Source organism: Saccharopolyspora indica (assembly GCF_027853965.1).
Taxonomy (GTDB): Bacteria; Actinomycetota; Actinomycetes; order Mycobacteriales; family Pseudonocardiaceae; genus Saccharopolyspora; species Saccharopolyspora indica.
Genome location: NZ_JAQGLB010000003.1, coordinates 405,206 through 424,569, shown reverse-complemented (window position 1 = coordinate 424,569; position 19,364 = coordinate 405,206). Strand labels below are relative to the sequence as shown.

Sequence of the window (19,364 nt, the reverse complement as noted above, 5' to 3'; positions counted from 1 at the left end):
GCTTCGCTCGAAGCGGACAGTGAGGTCGCGGGTCGCCCACCGCTCACGACCGGCCGACCAGGATCTGCTTGAGCTCGGTGAATCCGAGGATGCCCTCGGGACCCGATTCGCGCCCCCAGCCGGAGGCGCCCACACCGCCGAACGGTGCGCTCATGTCCGGGCCGAAGGAGTTGACCGCCACCGCGCCGGAGCGGATCCGACCGGCGACCTCGATGCCCGTGTCGACGTCGGCGGTGTACACCGCGCCGGACAAGCCGTACTCCGTGGCGTTGGCGAGCCGAACGGCGTCGTCGAGGTCGCGGTACACCTGCACCGCGGTCACCGGCCCGAACACCTCGCGCTCGATCAGGTCGAAGTGCTCACCGACGTCGGTGAACAAGGTCGGGCGGTAGTACCAACCGGCGTCGAATCCCTCAGGCCGGCAGCCGCCGGCGACGAGGCGCGCGCCGTCGGCCTTCGCACGCGCGACGAAGGACTCCGTGCGGTCCCGAGCGGCTTCGTTGATCAGCGGGCCGACGTGCGTGGCTCGGTCGAGCGGATCACCGACGGTCAGCCGGTCCCAAGCGGCTCCGAGGCGCGCGACCACCTCGTCGTGCCTGCTTTCGGAAACCAGGATTCGGGACAGCAGGGCACAGACCTGCCCCGCCCCGCTGGTGGCACCCGGGACCAGCGCGCGCAACACCTCGTCCAGCGGCGCGTCGTCGAGGATCAGCGCCGGGGACTTGCCGCCGAGTTCGAGTTGCGTCCGCGCGTACCGGGAACGCGTCGCGGCGAGAACGTCCTGAGCCGCCGCGTGTCCACCGGTCAGCGACACCAGGTCCACTCGCGGATCGCGGGTCAGCGCCTTGCCGATGTCCGCGGTGCCGCAGACGACACCGACGACGCCGGCGGGAAAGCCCGCTTCCCGAGCGCACTCGGCGACGATCGTCATGACCAGATGGGATTCCGGCGCGGCCTTGACCACCACGGGGCATCCGGCCAGCAGTGCGGGGACCACCTTGGACGCGATGGTCACCACAGGTCCGTTGCAGGGGAGGATTCCGAGCACGACACCGACCGGCTCCCGGCGCAGCAGGACGTTGCCCAGCTCGGAGGTCCGCTTCTGCTCCTCCAGCACGGCTTCAGCGCCCGCCAGCGCGGACCGCCAGGACGCGAGCGTGCCGAAGCGGTGCAACGTCCGGCCGTGCCGGATCGGCATGCCGGCCTCCACCGCCCACACGGCGTGCAGTGCGTCGGCGCGAGCGTCGACGAGGTCCAGCCATCGTCGGCAGGCCGCGATTCGGTCGGCCGGCGGGGTGCGGGCCCATTCCTCGCGAGCGGCATCGGCCGCGTCGACAGCACTGATGGCATCGGCGGCCGACGGATGGCGGACCACGCACACCGGTTCGCCCGTCGACGGCGAGACGACCGGATGGGACTCGCCGGTCGCGGGTCGCCACTCACCGCCGATCAGGATCTCGTCGGTGTGCGCGATCCGCGTTCCCGCTACGTCCATCGATCTTCCACCTCTCATCGTTGGCCGGACATGGTCAGCTGTGCGGTGCTGTTCCGGTTCGGGCTCGCTCGCGGGGGAACCCGTGCTGACGGGTCTGGCGTCGAACAACCGCGCGCGGGTGCGGGGCGTCGTGCTCCCGGACGGCGGAGGGGGCACCGATCGCGATCCCCGCACTGATGCGCTGCGAACTCCACATGCGCCTGTTCGTTACGATTGCTGGCGAGCATGGGGGGCCGGCACGAGCTCTCGGCACGCGAGTCCGGGCGAGGAGGATCAAGATGAGTGCGCCGCGCGCGGGTGCAGGGTCGCGATCGTCCGACGCCGGTCAGCAGCGCGAGACCCGGGCCATGCGCAAGCGCGCTGGGCGGATCCGGCTCATCGAGCACACCGCCGCACGACTGTTCGCCGAGCGGGGCTACGAGGCGACCAACTTCGAGGACATCGGCGCCGCTCTCGACATGCGCGGCTCCAGCCTCTACTACTACTTCCCGTCCAAGGAGGAGCTCTTCCTCCGGTGCATGGAGAACTCGGCCGCCGAGGTGTTCCCGCGCCTCCGGGCGATCGCGGGATCCGGCGGGGCGCCGCTGCGACGACTCCGGTCGATGTTCCGCGAGGAAGCGGTGATCACGCTTCGCGAGTACCCGGAGTTCGTGCCGCTGTTCCTCAAGGTCCAGGTGCCGATCGAAGCGCTCGAACAGCGTCGTAACGAGCTGCGCCGCGAGCAGACCCTGATCTTCCGCGACGTCGTCGACGAGCTCGCCGAATCGCAGGTGCCGCGGGTCGCGAGCCTGCACTCGGCCCTGAACCTCGCTCTGGGCGGTCTGGCGCTCATCGGCGAGTGGTTCAACCCGGAACGGGATCTCGGCGTCGAGGAATTCGCCGACCAGGTGTCGTGCTCCTTGATCAGGCTGTTCGGGGCCGAGCCGGAATAACGGGTAAGTGCGCCGAGGCGCCGGTTCACCGTCTGAGGTGGTCGGCCAGGTCGTGGGCCTTCCTTGGCGCTGCGCAGCACGGTCGAACTGGCCCTGGCAGAGGCGCTGAACGGCCGACGGCTTGCCGGGTCTTTCGACGGCGGCATTCGCAGCGGCGCGGGGTTTCGTCATGCTTGCTCGTTCCTTCTGATGCGCCTGGCCGCACGGGGATGTCGTGGTGCCGAGATGGCGCCTGATCCACTCGGTTGCGGTCGAATGGCGGGCAGAGCGTCCCTTGTCCTGCAGGGATGCCCGATGCTAGCAGAAGTTCAACTCATGTCTAGAAAATCTACTGGTCTGTTGATCAAGCTTGGCCCGGTAGGTGTGGCGGCTCTCCATGCGTCTTCGCAGGCGGACCAGGGGCTCGGGTGCGAAAAATCTACACTCCTGTTGAATATTGACTCGATGAAAGATGATATATAGTATCTGTGTGATTTGAAGCACAGGAGTCCGTTGTGTGGGGCTGCTGGGGGGATCTCCGGCAGCCGTGTCCCGACTGCGTTGGCGCAGACGTGCTCCTCGTTCGCCGGTCGACGGCCCGTGCCGGAGGTCCGGAGTGGAGCGAAACCTCTTGTCGTAGTGGCGATTCGCATGGATACAGGAGTTCTTGCCATGGCAGCGAACAGGACTGTGCGCCGGGTGTGGGCGCTCGACGCACCGCAACTGGCCGTCGATTGCGGTCTCTTGATGCTGGGTACGGGTGGTGTGCGGGAAACCATTCCCTCGCCCGCGTTCCTGGTCGAGCACGCCGAGGGGCTGCTGCTCTTCGACACCAGCCTCGCCAGCTCCGCCGCCGGTGACCCGGCGGCCGCTTACGGTGAACTCGCGGCCGCGTTCCAGATCGACTTCCCCGAGACCTACCGTCTCGATCGGCAGCTGGCGGCGATCGGGTACCGGACCAGCGATGTCCGTCGCATCGTGCTCTCCCACCTGCACTTCGACCACTCGGGCGGGCTAGATCTGTTCCCGCACGCGCAGGGATTCATCGGCGCGGGTGAGCTGCGGTACGCGCGAACACCGTCCAACCTGGACGCCGCGTTCTTCCGCGAAGCCGACATCGAGGCTGCTGGGCGGATCGCGTGGAACGAGGTCCCGGCCGGTTACGACCACGACCTCTTCGGTGACGGCAGCGTGGTCCTGCTGTCCTTGCACGGCCACACGCCCGGCACGCTGGGGCTCAAGCTGCGAATGCCGGACGAGAGCACGCTGGTCCTGACCGGCGACGCAGCGCACAAGCGCGCCAGCGTCGAAGCGACCACCGGGATGCCCTTCGACGTCGACCGGCTGAACAAGAACAGCGCCCTCCAGAAGATCAGGTTGCTGGGGACCCAGCCAGGAACCACCGTCTGGATCAGCCACGATCCACAGGACTGGGCCGACTTCCGGGCTGCGGGCGCGGAGATCACCAGCGCGGCCGAGCTGCAGCCTCGCGTCACGGACCCCACGCCTGCCTGACGCGCGAGCACGGGTCCCGGAAGGGGCGAGAGGAACGGCGAGCGCGAAATTCGCCGTGGCGGTCGGGAGTTCAAGCGCACATGGCGTTGAAGTCCCCCGCCGCCGCGCTCGGGTTGTGACGCCCCGATCGCTCAGTCGGCCGTGTCGTGCGCGGGCTGCTGGTGGTGGGTGCTCCAGGAAGCGAGGATGCGCAGCGCGTCGTGCGAGGGTGAGCCGGGTTCGGCGGTCCAGGTGATCAGCTGCTGGTCCGGGTCGGTGGTGCAGGTGAGGGCGTTCCAGTCCAGGGTGAGGTCGCCGACGACGGGGTGGTGCATGGTCTTGCTGCCCACGCTGCGGCTCGCCACGTGGTGGGCGCCCCACCACTGGCGGAACTGGTCGTCCTGGACGGACAGTTCGCCGACGAGCGCCATCAGTTGCGGGTCGTCGGGGGAGTCGGCGGCTTCCATGCGCAGTTGTGCGACGCAGGTCCGGGCGACGTTCTCCCAGTCGTCGTAGAGCCTCCTCGCCGCCGGGTCGGTGAACAGCAGCCGGATGTAGTTGCGCTTGTTCGCCGGCATCTGGGAGAAATCGGCCAGCAGCGCGGAGGCGAGCGGGTTCCACGCCAGGATCTCCTGGCAGCGCCCCATGACGATGGCGGGAACGGTGACGAGCTCGTCGAGCAGGCGCTGCAGCGATGGCTGGACCTTCTGCCGTGCGCGCCTGCGCGGGCGGGCGGTGTCCTTGCCCGCCAGTTCGAACAGGTAGTCGCGCTGGTCGTCGTCGAGCTGCAGGACGCGGGCGATGGTGTTCAGGACCTGCGCCGAGGCCTGCATGCGGCCCTGCTCCAGCCTCGTGTAGTAGTCGGTGCTGATCACCGCGAGCTGAGCCACCTCTTCGCGCCGCAGACCCGGTACCCGGCGCACCGCACCCGTCGCGGGCAGGCCCACCTGCCGCGGGCTCAGCTCGCCCCGCCGGGCCCGGAGGAACTCGCCCAGCTCGTTGCGGTGTGCGTTCGTGCTGCTCATGACAACCGAGTGTCCCAGGCATCGGCGGGAACGTCAGTGGGAGAGTTCTGTCCCTGGAAGGCCGCCTCCCCGGCGGTCGGCCGAACCGCTCCGGCCGTCGGCAACTCGGCCCATGATGTCCGCCGCCCGGGACAGCGTGGCGCGCTCGTCCTTGCTGAGCTGCGTCAGCTGCTGTTCCAGCCAGTGCTCCCGGGCCGAGACCTCGTGCTCGATGTGAGCGCGCCCGGCGTCGGTCAGCTCGACGACGACCCGCCTCCGGTCGCGGGGGTGGGTGTTCCTGGTGGTCATGCCGAGCTCCTGCAAGGAGCAGAGCACCCTGGTCGTCGACGAGGGCCGCACGTTGTCGTTGGCCGCGAGCTCACCGGGGGCCTGCGGACCCGACCGGTGCAGCGACGCCAGCACCGACAGCTGGGACAGGCTCAGCGAGCCGGCTCCCTCCTTCCGGAGCCGCCGGTTGAGCCGGACCACGGCGACCGCCAGCCGGGCGGTCCGGAGTTCGTCTGCGCGTATGTCGTTGCGCGTCAAGGGAAACCTCGCCTGCCTGTGCGGTCACCGGTTTACCGAATGTTGACGCATCATATATTCTACGTCGACGGAAGTGGATCTGGTGGAACCTCCGTGCTGTCGGTGAGCGACGAGGTGGACGATGCACCACGAGCCCGTCATCGGAGTCGAGTTGCGCGAGCTGTGCGCCGACGTGCGAGCCGCTCTCGATCTCGACATCGCACTTCCCGACGTCGAAACGGTCTCGCCGGACCTGCTGAAGCCCGTGCTGAGCCGGCTGTGGTTCGCCGTGCTCGGCGGGATCCTCCGCGCTGAAGGGGGCGCGGCGGAGGGGCGGCGGTTGCTGGAACTCCTCGGACGGATCCGCGACGCCGAGTCCGCCGTCGCGGAGGCCCGCGTCGTACGGCGGCACGCGGTCCTGCGCGAGGTCGCGGACGCGCTCGCCTGGGTTCGCGGGGCGGGGACCGCCGATGACTTCCTGCGCCGGGTTCCCGAGGCCGGATGCCGTCTGGGCTTCGACCGCGTGCTGGTCTCCCGCGTCGAGGACTCGGTCTGGAAGCTGCACTCGATGTGCGTGGTCCGCGAACAGGAGCGGGCCGACGAGCTCGTCGCCGTCGGCAGGGCCTCGCCACCGCTGCTCGAAGGCGACATCGTCGAGGCCGACGTCGTGAACCGGTCGCAGTCCTGCCTGGTCTTCGACGTGCAGAACAGTCACCGGGTGGTCCGCGACCTGGTCCGGGTCGGCAGGTCGGAGTCCTACGGGGTCGCGCCGCTCGCCGTGCACGGCGAGGTGGTCGGGATGATCCACGCCGACCGCTACTACCAGCGCCGCGACGTCGACACCACCGACCAGACGCTGCTGTCGCTGATGGCCGAAGGGCTCAGCGACTCGCTCGGACGGCTCGTGCTGCTGGAGGGGCTGGCCGCTCTGCACCGCGGCGCCGGCCTGCCGGTGGCGAGCACCGCACCGGCGCCGCAGCCCGATGAGGTTCCGCTGACCCCGCGCGAATCCGAGGTCATGGAACTGCTCGCCGCCGGTACCTCGAACCGGCAGATCGCCCGCAAGCTGCTGATCACCGAGGGGACGGTGAAGGCGCACGTGACCCGCATCCTGCGCAAGCTCGACGTCACCAGCCGGACCGAGGCGATCTCCCGGTGGCTGCGCAACCGTCCCGCGTACCGCGGCTACCCGTCGAAGGTCGAACGACGACCGTGACCTTTGGCAGACGATGTGGGCCCGGCCACGTTGGGAAGGTGTGCCCACGACGTCAGCGAAGCCGTGGAGGAGTGGTCATGGGCGAGGTGTCGGTGCTTGTGGACGGTCTCACGCACACCGAAGGTTGCCGTTGGCGGGACGGGCGAATCTGGTTCAGCGACATCTACACCTACAGCGTGCGCTCGGCCGAGGAGGACGGGTCGGACCTGCGGACCGAGGCGGAGGTGCCGGGAGAGCCCTCGGGACTCGGCTGGCTGCCGGACGGGCGGTTGCTGGTCGTGTCGATGAAGGACCGCAGGCTGGTGCGCCGCGAGCACGACGGCAGGGTCGTCACCCACGCCGACCTCTCCGCGCACACCGCGTTGCCGCTCAACGACATGGTCGTGGGTGCCGACGGCACGGCCTGGGTCGGCAGCTTCGGCTTCGACATCATGAGCCTGGCACCGCGCCGCCCCGGGCGGTTGCTGCGGGTGACCCCGGACGGTTCGGTTTCGGCAGCCGGCGAAGGGCTGCACTTCCCGAACGGCGCCACGATCATCGACGGCCGCACGCTGGTGCTGGCCGAGTCGTTCGGCAACCGGCTCTCGGCTTTCGACATCCGGCCGGACGGCTCGCTGTCCGAGCGCCGCGACTGGGCGCGCTTCGGGCCGGTGCCGGAGGCCGAGGACCCGGTCGAAGCCATGGGCGAGCTCGCGGTGGCCGCGGACGGGATCTCGACCGTCGACGCCGAGGGCGCGATCTGGGTGGCCGACTTCGTCAGGAGCCGGGCGGTCCGCGTCCGGCCGGGCGGGGAGATCGTGGACGAGGTCTCGACCGGCGATCTCAGCTGCTACTCGTGCGTCCTGGGCGGTGCCGACGGCCGGACCCTGTTCCTGTGCGCGACACCGGCGGAGTTCGACCCGGAGATCCGTGCGAACAACCCCGAGAGCGCGGTGCTGTCCGTCCGGGTCGAGGTCCCGGCGGCGTGATGCGTTCGCGGAAACCGGAAAGTCCGCCGACGGAGGAGTCGATGGAGACATGAAGACGCATTGCGACGTGACCGTTCGCATCGGTGGGGAGGTGCGGTCGTGCTGACCCGGGCCGCGACGCTGCAGGAGGTTCCTGGCCGCTACGAGGTGGTCGAGCTGGAGCTGGAGGACCCGCGCCCGGGCGAGATCCGGGTGCGGATGAGAGCGGCCGGAATGTGCCGCTCCGACAACCACTTCGCGACCGGCACCCAGCAGGTGCCGATCCTGCCGATCGTCGGCGGGCACGAGGGCGCGGGAGTCGTGGACGCGCTGGGCCCCGGTGTCGCGGGATTCGCCGAGGGCGACCACGTGGTCTTCTCGTTCCTGCCGATGTGCGGCCGGTGCTGGTTCTGCGCGAAGGGCATGCAGAACCTGTGCCAGCTCGGTGCGTCGATCGGGACGGGCGCGCGGTTCACCGACCCGACGTCGTTCCGGTTCTCGCTCGACGGCCGACCGGTCGGGCAGCTGGCCGGGCTCGGGGTCTTCAGCGAGTACGTGACGGTCCACGTGGAGTCCGCGATCAAGATCGACGCGTCGATACCGTTCGACGTCGCCTGCCTCACCGGGTGCGGTGTCGGCACGGGCTGGGGTGCGGCGGTCAACTCCGCCCAGGTGCGGCCGGGGCAGGTCGTCATCGTCATGGGCGTCGGCGGGATCGGGATCAACGCCGTGCAAGGAGCCGCGCACGCCGGGGCCGACGTCGTGATCGCCGTCGACCCGGTCGAGTTCAAGCGCGAGTCGGCGCTCAGGCTCGGGGCCACGCACGCCTTCGCCGACATCGCGGAGGGCGCCGACTTCGCACGGTCGGTCACCAACGGCCAAGGTGCCGACGCCACGATCGTCACGGTCGGCGTCCTGCGGGGCGAGCACGTGGGTCAGGGCCTGGATTCCGTGCGCAAGGCCGGTACCTGCGTCGTGACCGGCCTCGGGGACAGCGTGGTCGGTGCGGGCGACATCAACCTGCACCAGCTGACCCTCTACCAGAAGCGGTTGCAGGGATCCCTGTTCGGCGCCAGCTCGCCGAGCGCGGACATCCCGGCCCAGCTGGAGATGTACCGCAACGGCACGATCAAGCTCGACGAGCTGATCACCACGCGCTACACGCTCGACCAGGTGGCCCAGGGCTACGACGACATGGACGCCGGCCGGAACCTGCGCGGTGTCGTCATCTTCGACTCCTGAGTGCTCCCGCCGCTCCCGGTTCCGGGAGCGGCGCCCGGCCCTTGTTCGCCGTCCGATAGGAGTCCGCAGTGGGCAGAAATCAGGAGAGCTTCTACATCGGCGGCCGATGGGTGCGGCCGATGTCCGACTCGACCGCGGAACTGATCTCCCCGGTGACCGAGGAGGCATACGCGCGCGTGCCGCTGGCGGCCAAGCCCGATGTGGACGCCGCTGTCTCGGCAGCTCGGGCGGCGTTCGACGACGGTCCGTGGCCGCGGATGCCGCTGGCCGAGCGCATCGACGCCTTGCGTCGCTTCGCCGACGTCTACCGGCCGCGCCACGGCGAACTCGCGGAGCTGGTCACCCGCGAGATGGGTGCTCCGATCACCTTGTCGAAGCGGATGCACGCGAGCGTGCCGCAGCTCATTCTCGACGCGTTCCTGGAACTGGCGCCGCAATACCCGTTCCGCACCGTCCGCCGCTCGTCGACCGGCAATGCGCTGGTCACCCGCGAGCCAGTCGGCGTCGTCGCGGCGATCATCCCGTGGAACACCCCGCACTCGACGGCGATGCTCAAGATCGTTCCGGCGCTGCTGGCCGGGTGCACCGTCGTGCTGAAGCCCGCCGAGGAAACACCGCTGGACGCCGTGCTGCTGGCCGAGTGCATCGACGCCGCCGGTCTGCCCGACGGTGTTCTCAACGTGGTGACCGCGGACCGGCAGATGAGCGAGCAGCTCGTGGTCCACCCGGGCGTGGACAAGGTGGCGTTCACCGGTTCGACCGCGGCCGGGCGCCGGATCGCTTCACTGTGCGGCAACGACCTGCGCCGGGTGACGCTCGAACTGGGCGGCAAGTCGGCTGCCGTGGTGCTCGACGACGCAGACCTGGACGCGGTCATGGCCGCCGTCGGCGCGACGTCCATGCGCAACTCCGGGCAGGCGTGCAGCAACAAGACCCGCATCATCGTCTCCCGCAGGCGCGAGGCCGACCTGCTGGAACGGCTGACCGAGCACGTGGCGTCGCTGAAGGTGGGTGATCCGGGCGACCCGGATACCGATATCGGGCCGCTCGTGTCGGCGCGGCAGCGGGAGCGGGTGGAGCGCTACGTCGCGGCCGGGCGCGCCGAAGGCGCGAAGCTGGTCGCCGGCGGTGGGCGTCCGGCGGGCCTGGCCCGGGGGTGGTTCGTCGAACCCACCGTGTTCACCGACGTGCGGCCGTCGATGACGATCGCCCAGGAGGAGATCTTCGGGCCCGTGCTGTCCGTCCTGACCTGCGCGGACGAGGACGAGGCCGTGACGATTGCGAACGACTCGTGCTACGGGCTGAACGGGTCGGTGTTCAGCACCGATCTCGGCCGCGGCCTCGCGGTGGCGAGCCGCATCCGGACCGGAACCGTGGAGCTCAACGGTCACCCCGTCGGATTCCACGCCCCGATCGGCGGGTTCAAGCGCAGCGGCATCGGGCGCGAGGCGGGCCTGGAGGGATTCGACTCCTACGTGGAGCTGAGGTCGATCGGACTGCCCGGGGATCTCGCCGAGGCCCTGGCCTGAGCGGGTGCGCGGAGACCGCGACGCAGGCCGCGGTCTCCGCGCACCTCGGCCGGGCGGATCAGACCAGGTGCTCGGTGAAGAACTCGGTCAGCTTGGCCACCGCCGGGGTGACGTACTCGTCCTTGTCGTAGAGGTCGACGTGGGTCGCGCCCTCGATCTTGTACAGCTCGGCGTTGTCGCCGGCCTTGGCCACCGCACCCTCGCTGAAGGGCAGCGTCGCGGCCTCGGTGCCCGCGATCATCAGCAGCGGTCGCGGGGCGATCTTGTCGACGTGCTCGTAGGAGTCGTACTGGTCGAGCTGGTCGGCGCTGCGCATCACGTACCGGTTGGTCGCGCGTGGGTGCTGGGCGCGCGGAGTCTTGTAGTAGTCGTAGAACTCGCGCACGAGCGCCGGGGTCGACTCGTCGATCGAGTCGGGCACCACCGGGACCGTCCGGGCAGGCTCGCCCGCGGCCTCTTCGCTGCGCAGCCGGCCCGACTGCGCGACCATCTCCGCGAACCCGTCCGGGTCGGCTCCGCGCAGGAAGGCGGGCACGTCGGCCCCGCTCACGGTGGCCACGGCCTTCATCCGGTGGTCGGTCTGCGCGGCGAAGGGCACGTACCCGCCTGATCCGCAGATGCCCAGCACCCCGATCCGCTCGGGGTCGACCTCGTCGCGGGTGGTCAGGTAGGACACGGCGGCCCGGAAGTCCTCCGCGCGCTGGAACGGATCCTCCAGGCCGTGCGGCTCGCCCTCGCTCTCGCCCTGGTAAGCGGCGTCGAACGTGAGGGCGATGAACCCTTCGTCGGCCAAGCGCTGGGCGTAGAGCGCCGCGGTCTGCTCCTTCACCCCGGTGGTCGGGTGCCCGACGACAACGGCGGGGGAGCGCTCGGCGACCGGGTTGTCGGGCTCGTAGAGCTGTCCGGCGAGCATCATTCCGCTGCTGGGGAATCGAACATCGGTCGTCATGAGAACGGTCACCTCGTGTTGCTGGTATTGCTGGTGCGGTCGATGGCGCCGTGAACGGCGGCTCGGCGGAGGGAGCGTCCGCATCCCCGTGTCTTCACTCTGGTTCGGCTCCCCGCAGGTGAGAAGAGACGGTTTCATCCCGGGAGGGGATTGTCCTCCGGTCACGCGTCGATCGCAGAACGTGCACGCGCGGTCCGCGGAGAAGACGCGCCATCCGAATTCGGTGAAGTCCGTTGGGGGCGTTCGCAAAAACGTTGTGCTTCCCGGTTCGTGCGTCCCTTCCAGTTCTAGAAAACATAGGATATATTAAGTTCTGCAAGGTCTCAGTGTGGAGCGCCGAGGGGATGGATCGATGCCGAGATACACCTACGTCGTGCTGACCAATCCGGTCGAGGGCAAAGAGGACGAGTTCAACGACTGGTACACGAACACCCACGTGCACGACGCGGTCAGGGTGCCGGGTTTCGTCTCCGCGCAGCGGTTCAAGCTCGCCGGCGCGCAGCGCAGCGAGTCCCGACCGTGGGGCTACCTGGCGATCTACGAGCTGGAGACCGACGACCTGCAGGCGTCGGTCGACGAACTGGCCAAGCGGTACAACACGCCCGACATGGTGATCAGCGAGGCGCTCCACCCCGAGCGGCTGGGCCTGATCTTCGAGGCGATGGGCCCGCTGGTGGAGGCGAAGTCCTGAGCGCTCGTGTCTCTCCGTATTTCCGAGGAAAGGTGACCCAGGGTCGATGTCGGTTCAGACCAACGAGGAAATCGCCCGAGGCTGGATCCAGTCTTTGTCCAGTGTGGACCTGTTCTACGAGTACTGCGCGCCGGACTGCAAGGTGTGGCACAGCTCCGACGACAAGTGGATGACCGTCAAGGAGGCGATCGACGCGGTGCACGGCCGGGGCGGGCTCCCGCCCTTCCGCAACTCGCGCTACACCGTGACGGACAAGGGCTTCTTCGTGCAGACCTCGACGACGCTGGACGGAACGAACGTGCACCTCATCCAGGTGGTGACGGTGCAGGACGGCAAGGCGATCTCGGCCGAGGAGTACATCGGGCCGGAGATGGACATCGCCGTGTAGGCGGTGCTCGCAGCCGTCCGGTCCCCGGGCGACCCACCGGCGATCCCGGCGGGTTGCCCGGGGGCCGCTGCTTCGATCATGCGGGCGGGCTCTCCCGCTTCGCCGTCCCGGGCGGCATCCCAGCCGCCCGGGACACGCGACTGCGGGAGTTAGACGGCGATGTCCATCTCGGGACCGATGTACTCCTCGATCGAGACCACTTTGCCATCGTTCACCGTCGCTACCTGGACGATGTGCACGGTCGTCTCCCGCAGCGTCAGCGTCGCCTGAACGATGAAGCCCTTCTCGGTCAACGTGTAACTCGTGTTGCGGGCGGTTGGAAGCCCACCGTGGGCCTTCACCGCGTCAATCGCGTCCTTGGTGGCCATCCACTTGTTGTCGGAACTGTGCCACACCTTGCAGTCCGGTGCGCTCAGGTCGTAGTAGTCGTCGGGATTCGCCAGCGCACCGGCCCAGCCCCGGGCGATTTCCTCGGTTTCCATTACCGGCATCGTTCTTCAAACCCTTCTTCTCGAATTCACGACCGGGTCAGTACGGTTCGTGGATCTCCGGCATCGGGTGCGGCATCCGCTGTCCCTTGGAGGTCTGGCCCTCCAGGTCGTCCAGCACGGAGAGGTCGCCCGCGGCGACCTCGACGAGGTATCCGTCGGGGTCGACGGCCATGAACACGGTCACGGGGCCGAGATTCTTCGGCTGGACGGCCAGCCTGCCGCCCGCGTTTTCCACGTCGGCGCGTGCCTGCTCGATGTCGCTGACCACCATTGCCAGCGGTGCCCAGCCGTGCGAGACCGGAACCGCGTAGCGGTCGCCGCGAATCAGCACGAGAAGCCGTGCTCCGCTGGGGTCCTCGAGGAAGGCCTCTTCGACGTTCGGGTCGGACATCTCGGCCCGTCCCACTTCCCGCAGACCGAACGCGTCCGCGTAGAACGTGAGCGACCGGTCGAGATCACTCACCACGAGACGAAGTGACAAGATGCGTCCGTCGGCCATTGTGAACCTCCTGTGACAGAGGATGAGCGGGATCGCTCACCTGCTTGTTCGTGATTTCCTGCACCAACCTGAGAAATTCCTGAGGGTTTTCCGGTCCTCTTAGCGGGTGGAATTTCGGGTGGTTTCGGATTTCGTTGTTGCATCACCATTGTTACTACTCGGTTCAGTATGGCGGGGAGGGTGGGAAGTATCCTGGGACAGTTTCGTCCCCCGGTTTTCGCTTTTATGAGACTTGGCTGAGAAATGTCTCAGCCAAGTCTTGCTTCAATGGTGTGACGGCAGTTGCGCGGTCGGCCCGTCGCCCGGGTTGCGGGCTGGCTCGCCCTGCGGGAGCGCGGTCTACGACGGCACCGATGCGTGCCTCAGCCCGGTGCTGAGAGTGCTCGCGCCTGCGCGCAGGAGTGCGAGTGGGCGCGAGTCCGTGGTGAGGTTGAATTCGCAATGGAAGGCGTGGCCGAGGTCGGCGACGGGTTCCACGCGGAGGAAATCGTCCGGTTCGAAGTGGCCGGAATGCTCTGCCCGAGCGGCACGCAGCGTCAGTGCGCGGCTTCGGCGGCCCAGGAAGCGAGGATGCGCAGCTGTTCGTGGGAGGGGCTGCCGCGTTCGGCGGTCCAGGTGACCAGCTGCTGATCGGGGTCGGTGACGCAGGAGAGGGTGTCCCAGTCGAGGGTGAGGTCGCCGACGACCGGGTGCCGGATCACCTTGGTGCCCATGCTGCGCACGGCCACCCGGTGCGAACCCCACCACCGCCGGAAGTCCTCGTCCCGCAACGACAGTTCGCCGATCAGGTCGATCAGTCGCGGATCTTTCGGGTCCCGGGCGGCTTCCATGCGGAGTTGGGCAACGCAGGTGCGCGCGACGTTCTCCCATTCCGGGTACAGCGCCCGCACACCGGGATCGGTGAACACCAACCGCACGTAATTGCGGTTGCGCTCCGGGAGTCGGCCGAAGTCGGTGATCAGAGCGGAAGCCATCGGATTCCACGCGATGACGTCCATGCGCCGCCCGATGACCACGGCCGGGATGTCGTGCAGGCTGTCGAGCAGCCTTCCCAGCAGCGGCCGGACCTTCTGACCGGACCGCCGGCGCGGCCGGGCGGAGTCCCTGCCGGACAGCTCGGAGAGGTATTCGCGCTCGTCGTCGTCGAGCCGCAGGACGCGGGCGATGGCGTCCAGCACGGGTTCGGAAGCCAGCCTCCGGCCCTGCTCCAACCGGGTGTAGTAGTCGGTGCTGATCGAGGCCAGCTGGGCCACTTCCTCCCGGCGCAGTCCCGGGACCCGGCGTCTCCGGTCGGCCCCGGGCAGGCCGACCATGTCGGGGGTGAGCTCCATCCGGCGGGCTTTGAGGAACGCTCCCAGCTCGCTGCGGTGCTCATTACTCCTCATGCATACCGATCTTGGCAGCGATCACCATTTTTGTGAGGGGGACAGTTGTGTCCCCGGATGCGGTTCTTGGGGGATGGAGGACTCCCTTTTGCGGTGGTCCTGCGGGTGTGAGTCTTGATGGCGTGGCCGACAGGATCGGCCCACCAGAAACTGCGGAAACGCTTTTCCTCCGGTTTCTGCGAACCACTGCGAAGGAAGTAGCGGAAGACCTTGCAGACGAGTGTCACCTTCCCCAGCAACAACCTTGAGCTGGCCGGAATCCTGTTCACCCCGGACGGCCACACCGGCGGTCGACTGCCGGCTGTCGTCGTCTCCCACCCGGGCGGCGGCGTCAAGGAGCAGACCGCCAGCATCTACGCCGAGCGGCTGGCCGGTCTCGGCTTCGCCGCGCTCGTCTTCGACGCCGCCTATCAGGGCGAGAGCGAGGGCGAGCCCCGGGGGCTGGAGGACCCGTTCCAGCGCGCCGAGGACGTCAAGTCGGCAGTCACCTACCTGACCACCCGCGATGACATCGACGCCGAGAACATCGGTGCACTCGGCATCTGCGCCTCGGGTGGCTACGTGCCGTTCGCCGCGCAGACCGACCACCGCATCAAGGCGGTGAGCGCGGTCAGCGCTGTTGACTGGGGCGACATGCTGCGCAACGGCCTCGGTCGAACCCAGGACCCGGCTGTTCTCGACACCATGCTCAAGACCGCCGGTGCCCTGCGCACCGCTGCGGCCCGCGGAGAGGAGCCGACCTACGAGGCATGGGCTCCAGAGAACCCGGAGGGTCTGGAGAACGCGCCGACCCTCTACCGGGAGGCGCAGGACTACTACCGGACCGAGCGCGCCAAGCACCCGCGTTCGGACAACAAGTGGCGGTTGGAGAGCGTCGACCGCATCGCGCACTTCGACGCTTTCGCGAAGGTCGACATGATCTCGCCGCGGCCGTTGCTGATGATCGCCGGTACCGATGCCGACACGCGCTACTTCAGCGAGGAGGCCATCGAGAAGGCGGCCGAGCCGAAGGAGCTGTTCCTGGTCGACGGAGCGACCCACATCGGGCTCTACGACCTGGACGAGCACGTCACCCCGGCCGTGGCCAAGCTCGGCGAGTTCTTCGGCAAGCACCTGGCCGGCTGACGAGCGGTCCCGCGCGGGACGTCGGTGGCGTCGTGGGAAGAACTCGGTCCCCCTGTTCGGCGAACAGGGGGACCGAGGTGTCGTCGTCGGGTCAGGGGCCGTCGGACGACCTCCGTGAGCGTCGGGGTTCGCTCGCGGTCACTGGACAGCAGCGGTGGCCTGCGGACCACCGGTGCAGGTCGCGACCCGTCCGGTGTAGACGAGCTCGGTGGAGCAGTTCTCGTCGTCGGTGACGGTGACCGTGACAGGCCCGGTGGTGGGTCCGCTGAAGGTGTGGGTGACCTCCGGCGTCGTCGTGGTCTCGGTGGTGCCGTCGCCGAAGTCCCAGTCGTACCGGGCGATCGAACCGTCGGAGTCGGTGCTGCCCGCCGCGGAGAAGGTCGTGGTCGCGCCTTCGGAACCGACGACGCGCACTGCCGCGGTCGGGCCCTGGTTCGGGGTGATGACGGCCGTCGGGCCGTCGGCGAACAGCGTCTTGGTGTCGACCAGCGGTTGTCCGGTCGGGGTCAGGCTTCCGTCGTCCTGGACCACGTAGGTGTAGGCCCGCGCGGTCAGGCCGAATGAGGCGACCTCGACGATGAACAGCCGCTTGCCGTCCGGGCTGAGCACGGTCAGACCGGGCATGCCGTCCTTGCGGGCGGGGTAGGGAGACCCGGGCAGTGGGGTCAGCGCCCCGCTGTCCTCGATCGCGAACCCGGTGACGGTGCCGTCCGCGGCCTGCGGGATGTAGAGGCGCTTGCTGTCGGCGGTGATGGCGGCACCGTGCGGCAGACCACCGGTCGGATACGGAGATCCGGGCAGCGGGGTCAGCGACCCGTCCTCCTCGATCCTGAAGCCCGACTGGGACTTGTCCTGCTCGTTGCTGACGTACAGGAAGCGGCCGTCGGGCGTGATGGCGGGCAGCGCGGCCACGGCGCCGGTCTCGACCGGCTCGCCGACCGGGGTGAGGCTTGCATCGGACGCGATCGCGAACGGGAAGATGGTGTTCGAGAACGCGCTGGAGACGTACAGGTAGCGGCCGTCGGGGGAGATCACCGGAAGGCTCAGCGTGGCCGTCGGCACCTTGACGGCCGGGGCACCGGTCGGCGCGAGATCCCCGGACGGGCCGATCGCGTACGAGCGGACCTCTCCCTCGTTGTCACCGGTGAGGGTGGCGAACAGCCGCTTGCCGTCCGGGCTGACGGTCAGGCCGATCACGGCCACCCCGGCGGTGTCGACGGTTGCGCCCGGGCGCTGGCTCAGCGTCCCGTCCGAGCGGATCTCGTGGCCGGTGATCCCGCCCTTCTGACTTCCGCTGTAGACCGTCTTCCCGTCGTGGGAGACCGCGATGGAGAAGCCGGTTCCCTCCTTGACCGCGAACGGCGAACCGGGCACCGGCGAGAGCGTGCCCCTGCGGTCGGCGTTGAGCGACGCGATGTTGCCCGAGCCCATTCCGCCGACCAGGAGCTGGCGGACCGGTGCGGCAGCGTCTTCGGGTGACGCGGACGCCGGGGCCAGCAGGCCGGTCGATGCCAGGGCCAGCGCGGACAGGCCGATCGCGGCACGGCGCGAACCGTGGAGCAGTTTCGCAGACATGAACGTCTACACCTCCTGAGCAGCATTGCTCATTTCATTGGTGCTTCTCGGAATTGCTCTGCGCCATCGGGGCGCGGGGACGAACCCGAACCGGTGGCCGCCCGCTGACCGGGCGGCCACTGCTCAGGCGTTGGGGGGAGTGCCGAGGACCAGGCCGTAGGCGCGGCGGTCGACCCGCCCGCTGAGGTCGATCGTGATGGCCTTCGCCTCGGTGAACTCGTCGAGCGCGTCGGGCCCGAGCTCGCGACCGGTGCCGCTCTGCTTGAAGCCGCCGAAGGGCATGTGCTGGGACATGTTGTGGTAGTCGTTGATCCACACCGAGCCCGCCTGGAGCTGGTTGGCCACCTCCAGCGCGCGCGGGATGTCCTGGCTCCACACCGCGCCGGCCAGCCCGTACTCGGTGTCGTTGGCGATCTTGATCGCCTCGTCGACGGAGTCGTAGCGCAGCACCGACAGCACCGGGCCGAAGATCTCCTCGCGTGCGATGCACATGTCGTTGCTGACGCCGGTGAACACCGTCGGCTCGACCCAGAAACCGCGTTCGAAGCCCGGGCCGCTGGGCACGCCGCCACCGTGCGCGAGGGTGGCGCCCTCCCGCTTGCCCGCCTCGATGTAGCCGAGGATCCGGTCGCGCTGGTCGGCGCTCATCACCGGGCCGATGTCGGTAGCCGGGTCGAGCGGGTTGCCGATCCTGAGGGTCTTGAGCCGCGCGATCAGCCGGTCCACGAACTCGTCGTGCAGCGAAGCGGGCAGCAGCAGCCGGGTGCCGGACTCGCACGCCTGGCCGGCGTGCAGCAGGAACGCGTAGATCGAGCCGTCCACGGCCGCGTCGAGGTCGGCGTCGTCGAGGACGATGTTGGGGCCCTTGCCGCCGAGTTCGAGGGTCACCCGCTTGATGGTGTCGGCGGCGTTGCGCATCACCTGCCGCCCGATCTCGGTGGAACCGGTGAATCCGATCATCCGGACGTCCGGGTGGCGGGTGAGGTGCACGCCGACCGTCTCACCGTCCCCGGTGACCACGTTGAAAGCACCGTCGGGCAGCCCGGCCTCGCGCAGGATCACGGCCAGTTCCAGCGCCGCGATCGGGGTCTTCTCGTCGGTCTTGATGACCACGCTGTTGCCCGCCGCGAGCGCCGGGATCGCCTTCCACACGGTCAGGATCAGCGGGAAGTTCCACGGCACGATGCCGACGCAGACACCGATCGGCTCCCGGCGGACGAGCTGGGTGCTCAGCACCTGGCCGGCCACCGGACCGGGACGTTCCCACTCGTAGCGTCGCGTCAGGTCGGCGAAGTGCTGGGTGTGCAGGAGCGGGAAGCCCACGCAGATCGCCTGCGACAGGCGCAGCGGGAAGCCTCCCTCGCGGGTGCCGATCTCGGTGAGCTCTTCGATCCGGCTCGTCAGGCCCGCGACCACGCGGTCGAGCACAGCGGCCCGCTCCACCGGCGGCGTGTTGCGCCACACCCCGTCGTCGAAGGTCCGCTTGGCCGCCGCCACCGCCGCGTCGGCGTGGTCGGTGCCGCCCTTGGCGGCGGTGGCGACCAGTTCCTCCGTGGCGGGGTTGATCAGGTCGTACTGCTCCCCGGAATCGACCCAAGTGCCGCCGATGAACATGCGGTAGTGCGGAACCCCGTTGCGGTCCACGGCAGGGCTGTCGGTCTGCGCGGTCATCTCCACCCTTTGCCAGGTCGTGCCGCCGAACCGTTCGGCGGCGGTGTTCCGACCTTAGGAAGAGTTCCCGAGCGGAAGTGTCCAACAATCTGGACAATCGCGATTCCGGTGCCACTGCGGGAAATTCGCGGACCGTTGTGGTTGACAACATTATATGTGATGCACGAAGCTCACCGCCTGTCGTTGATGCGGTGCGATCCGTCCGGAGGACCTCACCCGATGCGAAG

General features: G+C 68.8%; 18 protein-coding genes. 9 read left to right on the top strand and 9 right to left on the bottom strand.

The window, feature by feature from the left end; all coding sequences use genetic code 11:
* Positions 1–43: 43 nt before the first annotated feature.
* A complete protein-coding gene (locus OU416_RS09360) occupies positions 44–1,495 on the bottom strand; it encodes an aldehyde dehydrogenase family protein (RefSeq protein ID WP_270926470.1) in 1,452 nt (483 codons plus the stop codon).
* A 278-nt stretch (positions 1,496–1,773) separates the two neighbouring features.
* On the opposite strand from OU416_RS09360, the gene OU416_RS09355 reads away from it, so the two are divergent.
* On the top strand, positions 1,774–2,427 hold the full coding sequence (locus OU416_RS09355) for a TetR/AcrR family transcriptional regulator (RefSeq protein WP_270926469.1): 654 nt from the start codon (positions 1,774–1,776) through the stop codon (positions 2,425–2,427).
* Between the two features lie 651 nt (positions 2,428–3,078).
* Complete coding sequence (locus tag OU416_RS09350) at positions 3,079–3,921, top strand: N-acyl homoserine lactonase family protein (RefSeq protein ID WP_270926468.1); 843 nt, start codon at positions 3,079–3,081, stop codon at positions 3,919–3,921.
* A gap of 131 nt (positions 3,922–4,052) precedes the next feature.
* Here the strand turns inward: OU416_RS09350 and OU416_RS09345 are convergent, their stop codons facing one another.
* Both OU416_RS09345 and OU416_RS09340 read right to left on the bottom strand, forming a co-directional pair.
* Complete coding sequence (locus OU416_RS09345) at positions 4,053–4,925, bottom strand: helix-turn-helix domain-containing protein (protein WP_270926467.1); 873 nt, start codon at positions 4,923–4,925, stop codon at positions 4,053–4,055.
* 33 nt (positions 4,926–4,958) lie between these two features.
* Positions 4,959–5,450 (bottom strand): MarR family transcriptional regulator, encoded by a 492-nt coding sequence (locus OU416_RS09340; protein WP_270926466.1) that lies wholly within the window; start codon positions 5,448–5,450, stop codon positions 4,959–4,961.
* Between the two features lie 121 nt (positions 5,451–5,571).
* Between OU416_RS09340 and OU416_RS09335 the strand changes: the two genes are divergently transcribed.
* The 4 genes from OU416_RS09335 (at position 5,572) to OU416_RS09320 (ending at position 10,363) form a co-directional block, all read left to right on the top strand.
* Positions 5,572–6,645, top strand: a complete 1,074-nt coding sequence (locus OU416_RS09335; protein ID WP_270926465.1) for a response regulator transcription factor — start codon at positions 5,572–5,574, stop codon at positions 6,643–6,645.
* A gap of 77 nt (positions 6,646–6,722) precedes the next feature.
* Positions 6,723–7,613, top strand: coding sequence for an SMP-30/gluconolactonase/LRE family protein (locus tag OU416_RS09330; protein ID WP_270926464.1), 891 nt, complete (start codon positions 6,723–6,725; stop codon positions 7,611–7,613).
* Positions 7,614–7,712: 99 nt separating this feature from the next.
* Positions 7,713–8,834: an NDMA-dependent alcohol dehydrogenase gene (locus OU416_RS09325; protein WP_270926463.1), complete on the top strand. Its 1,122-nt coding sequence runs from the start codon at positions 7,713–7,715 to the stop codon at positions 8,832–8,834.
* A gap of 68 nt (positions 8,835–8,902) precedes the next feature.
* Positions 8,903–10,363, top strand: coding sequence for an aldehyde dehydrogenase (locus OU416_RS09320; RefSeq protein ID WP_270926462.1), 1,461 nt, complete (start codon positions 8,903–8,905; stop codon positions 10,361–10,363).
* A 58-nt stretch (positions 10,364–10,421) separates the two neighbouring features.
* Here the strand turns inward: OU416_RS09320 and OU416_RS09315 are convergent, their stop codons facing one another.
* Positions 10,422–11,312: an alpha/beta hydrolase gene (locus OU416_RS09315; RefSeq protein ID WP_270926461.1), complete on the bottom strand. Its 891-nt coding sequence runs from the start codon at positions 11,310–11,312 to the stop codon at positions 10,422–10,424.
* A 352-nt stretch (positions 11,313–11,664) separates the two neighbouring features.
* Here OU416_RS09315 and OU416_RS09310 point away from each other — a divergent pair, with 352 nt between their 5' ends.
* Both OU416_RS09310 and OU416_RS09305 read left to right on the top strand, forming a co-directional pair.
* The gene (locus OU416_RS09310) at positions 11,665–12,003 is read left to right on the top strand and encodes a DUF4286 family protein (protein ID WP_270926460.1); all 339 of its coding nucleotides are present in this window, start codon (positions 11,665–11,667) and stop codon (positions 12,001–12,003) included.
* A gap of 46 nt (positions 12,004–12,049) precedes the next feature.
* Positions 12,050–12,391, top strand: coding sequence for a hypothetical protein (locus tag OU416_RS09305; protein WP_270926459.1), 342 nt, complete (start codon positions 12,050–12,052; stop codon positions 12,389–12,391).
* A 149-nt stretch (positions 12,392–12,540) separates the two neighbouring features.
* Here OU416_RS09305 and OU416_RS09300 read toward each other — a convergent pair whose 3' ends face one another.
* From OU416_RS09300 to OU416_RS09290, 3 genes are all read right to left on the bottom strand, one after another.
* Positions 12,541–12,873, bottom strand: a complete 333-nt coding sequence (locus tag OU416_RS09300; protein WP_270926458.1) for a hypothetical protein — start codon at positions 12,871–12,873, stop codon at positions 12,541–12,543.
* 46 nt (positions 12,874–12,919) lie between these two features.
* The gene (locus OU416_RS09295) at positions 12,920–13,381 is read right to left on the bottom strand and encodes a VOC family protein (RefSeq protein ID WP_270926457.1); all 462 of its coding nucleotides are present in this window, start codon (positions 13,379–13,381) and stop codon (positions 12,920–12,922) included.
* 536 nt (positions 13,382–13,917) lie between these two features.
* Positions 13,918–14,766, bottom strand: a complete 849-nt coding sequence (locus OU416_RS09290; protein WP_270926456.1) for a helix-turn-helix transcriptional regulator — start codon at positions 14,764–14,766, stop codon at positions 13,918–13,920.
* Positions 14,767–14,976: 210 nt separating this feature from the next.
* Here OU416_RS09290 and OU416_RS09285 point away from each other — a divergent pair, with 210 nt between their 5' ends.
* Positions 14,977–15,891 (top strand): alpha/beta hydrolase, encoded by a 915-nt coding sequence (locus OU416_RS09285; RefSeq protein ID WP_270926455.1) that lies wholly within the window; start codon positions 14,977–14,979, stop codon positions 15,889–15,891.
* Between the two features lie 138 nt (positions 15,892–16,029).
* Here the strand turns inward: OU416_RS09285 and OU416_RS09280 are convergent, their stop codons facing one another.
* Both OU416_RS09280 and OU416_RS09275 read right to left on the bottom strand, forming a co-directional pair.
* A complete protein-coding gene (locus OU416_RS09280) occupies positions 16,030–17,466 on the bottom strand; it encodes a PKD domain-containing protein (protein WP_270926454.1) in 1,437 nt (478 codons plus the stop codon).
* A 123-nt stretch (positions 17,467–17,589) separates the two neighbouring features.
* Positions 17,590–19,137 (bottom strand): aldehyde dehydrogenase family protein, encoded by a 1,548-nt coding sequence (locus OU416_RS09275; RefSeq protein ID WP_270926453.1) that lies wholly within the window; start codon positions 19,135–19,137, stop codon positions 17,590–17,592.
* Between the last annotated feature and the right edge of the window lie 227 nt (positions 19,138–19,364).

Bases quoted from the DNA above. Each gene is read 5' to 3' on its own strand.
- OU416_RS09350 (WP_270926468.1), top strand. From the start codon at position 3,079: ATGGCAGCGAACAGGACTGTGCGCCGGGTGTGGGCGCTCGACGCACCG.
- OU416_RS09345 (WP_270926467.1), bottom strand. From the start codon at position 4,925: ATGAGCAGCACGAACGCACACCGCAACGAGCTGGGCGAGTTCCTCCGG.
- OU416_RS09310 (WP_270926460.1), top strand. From the start codon at position 11,665: ATGCCGAGATACACCTACGTCGTGCTGACCAATCCGGTCGAGGGCAAA.
- OU416_RS09360 (WP_270926470.1), bottom strand. From the start codon at position 1,495: ATGGACGTAGCGGGAACGCGGATCGCGCACACCGACGAGATCCTGATC.
- OU416_RS09290 (WP_270926456.1), bottom strand. From the start codon at position 14,766: ATGAGGAGTAATGAGCACCGCAGCGAGCTGGGAGCGTTCCTCAAAGCC.
- OU416_RS09315 (WP_270926461.1), bottom strand. From the start codon at position 11,312: ATGACGACCGATGTTCGATTCCCCAGCAGCGGAATGATGCTCGCCGGA.
- OU416_RS09295 (WP_270926457.1), bottom strand. From the start codon at position 13,381: ATGGCCGACGGACGCATCTTGTCACTTCGTCTCGTGGTGAGTGATCTC.
- OU416_RS09335 (WP_270926465.1), top strand. From the start codon at position 5,572: ATGCACCACGAGCCCGTCATCGGAGTCGAGTTGCGCGAGCTGTGCGCC.
- OU416_RS09280 (WP_270926454.1), bottom strand. From the start codon at position 17,466: ATGTCTGCGAAACTGCTCCACGGTTCGCGCCGTGCCGCGATCGGCCTG.
- OU416_RS09300 (WP_270926458.1), bottom strand. From the start codon at position 12,873: ATGGAAACCGAGGAAATCGCCCGGGGCTGGGCCGGTGCGCTGGCGAAT.
- OU416_RS09330 (WP_270926464.1), top strand. From the start codon at position 6,723: ATGGGCGAGGTGTCGGTGCTTGTGGACGGTCTCACGCACACCGAAGGT.
- OU416_RS09275 (WP_270926453.1), bottom strand. From the start codon at position 19,137: ATGACCGCGCAGACCGACAGCCCTGCCGTGGACCGCAACGGGGTTCCG.
- OU416_RS09305 (WP_270926459.1), top strand. From the start codon at position 12,050: ATGTCGGTTCAGACCAACGAGGAAATCGCCCGAGGCTGGATCCAGTCT.
- OU416_RS09355 (WP_270926469.1), top strand. From the start codon at position 1,774: ATGAGTGCGCCGCGCGCGGGTGCAGGGTCGCGATCGTCCGACGCCGGT.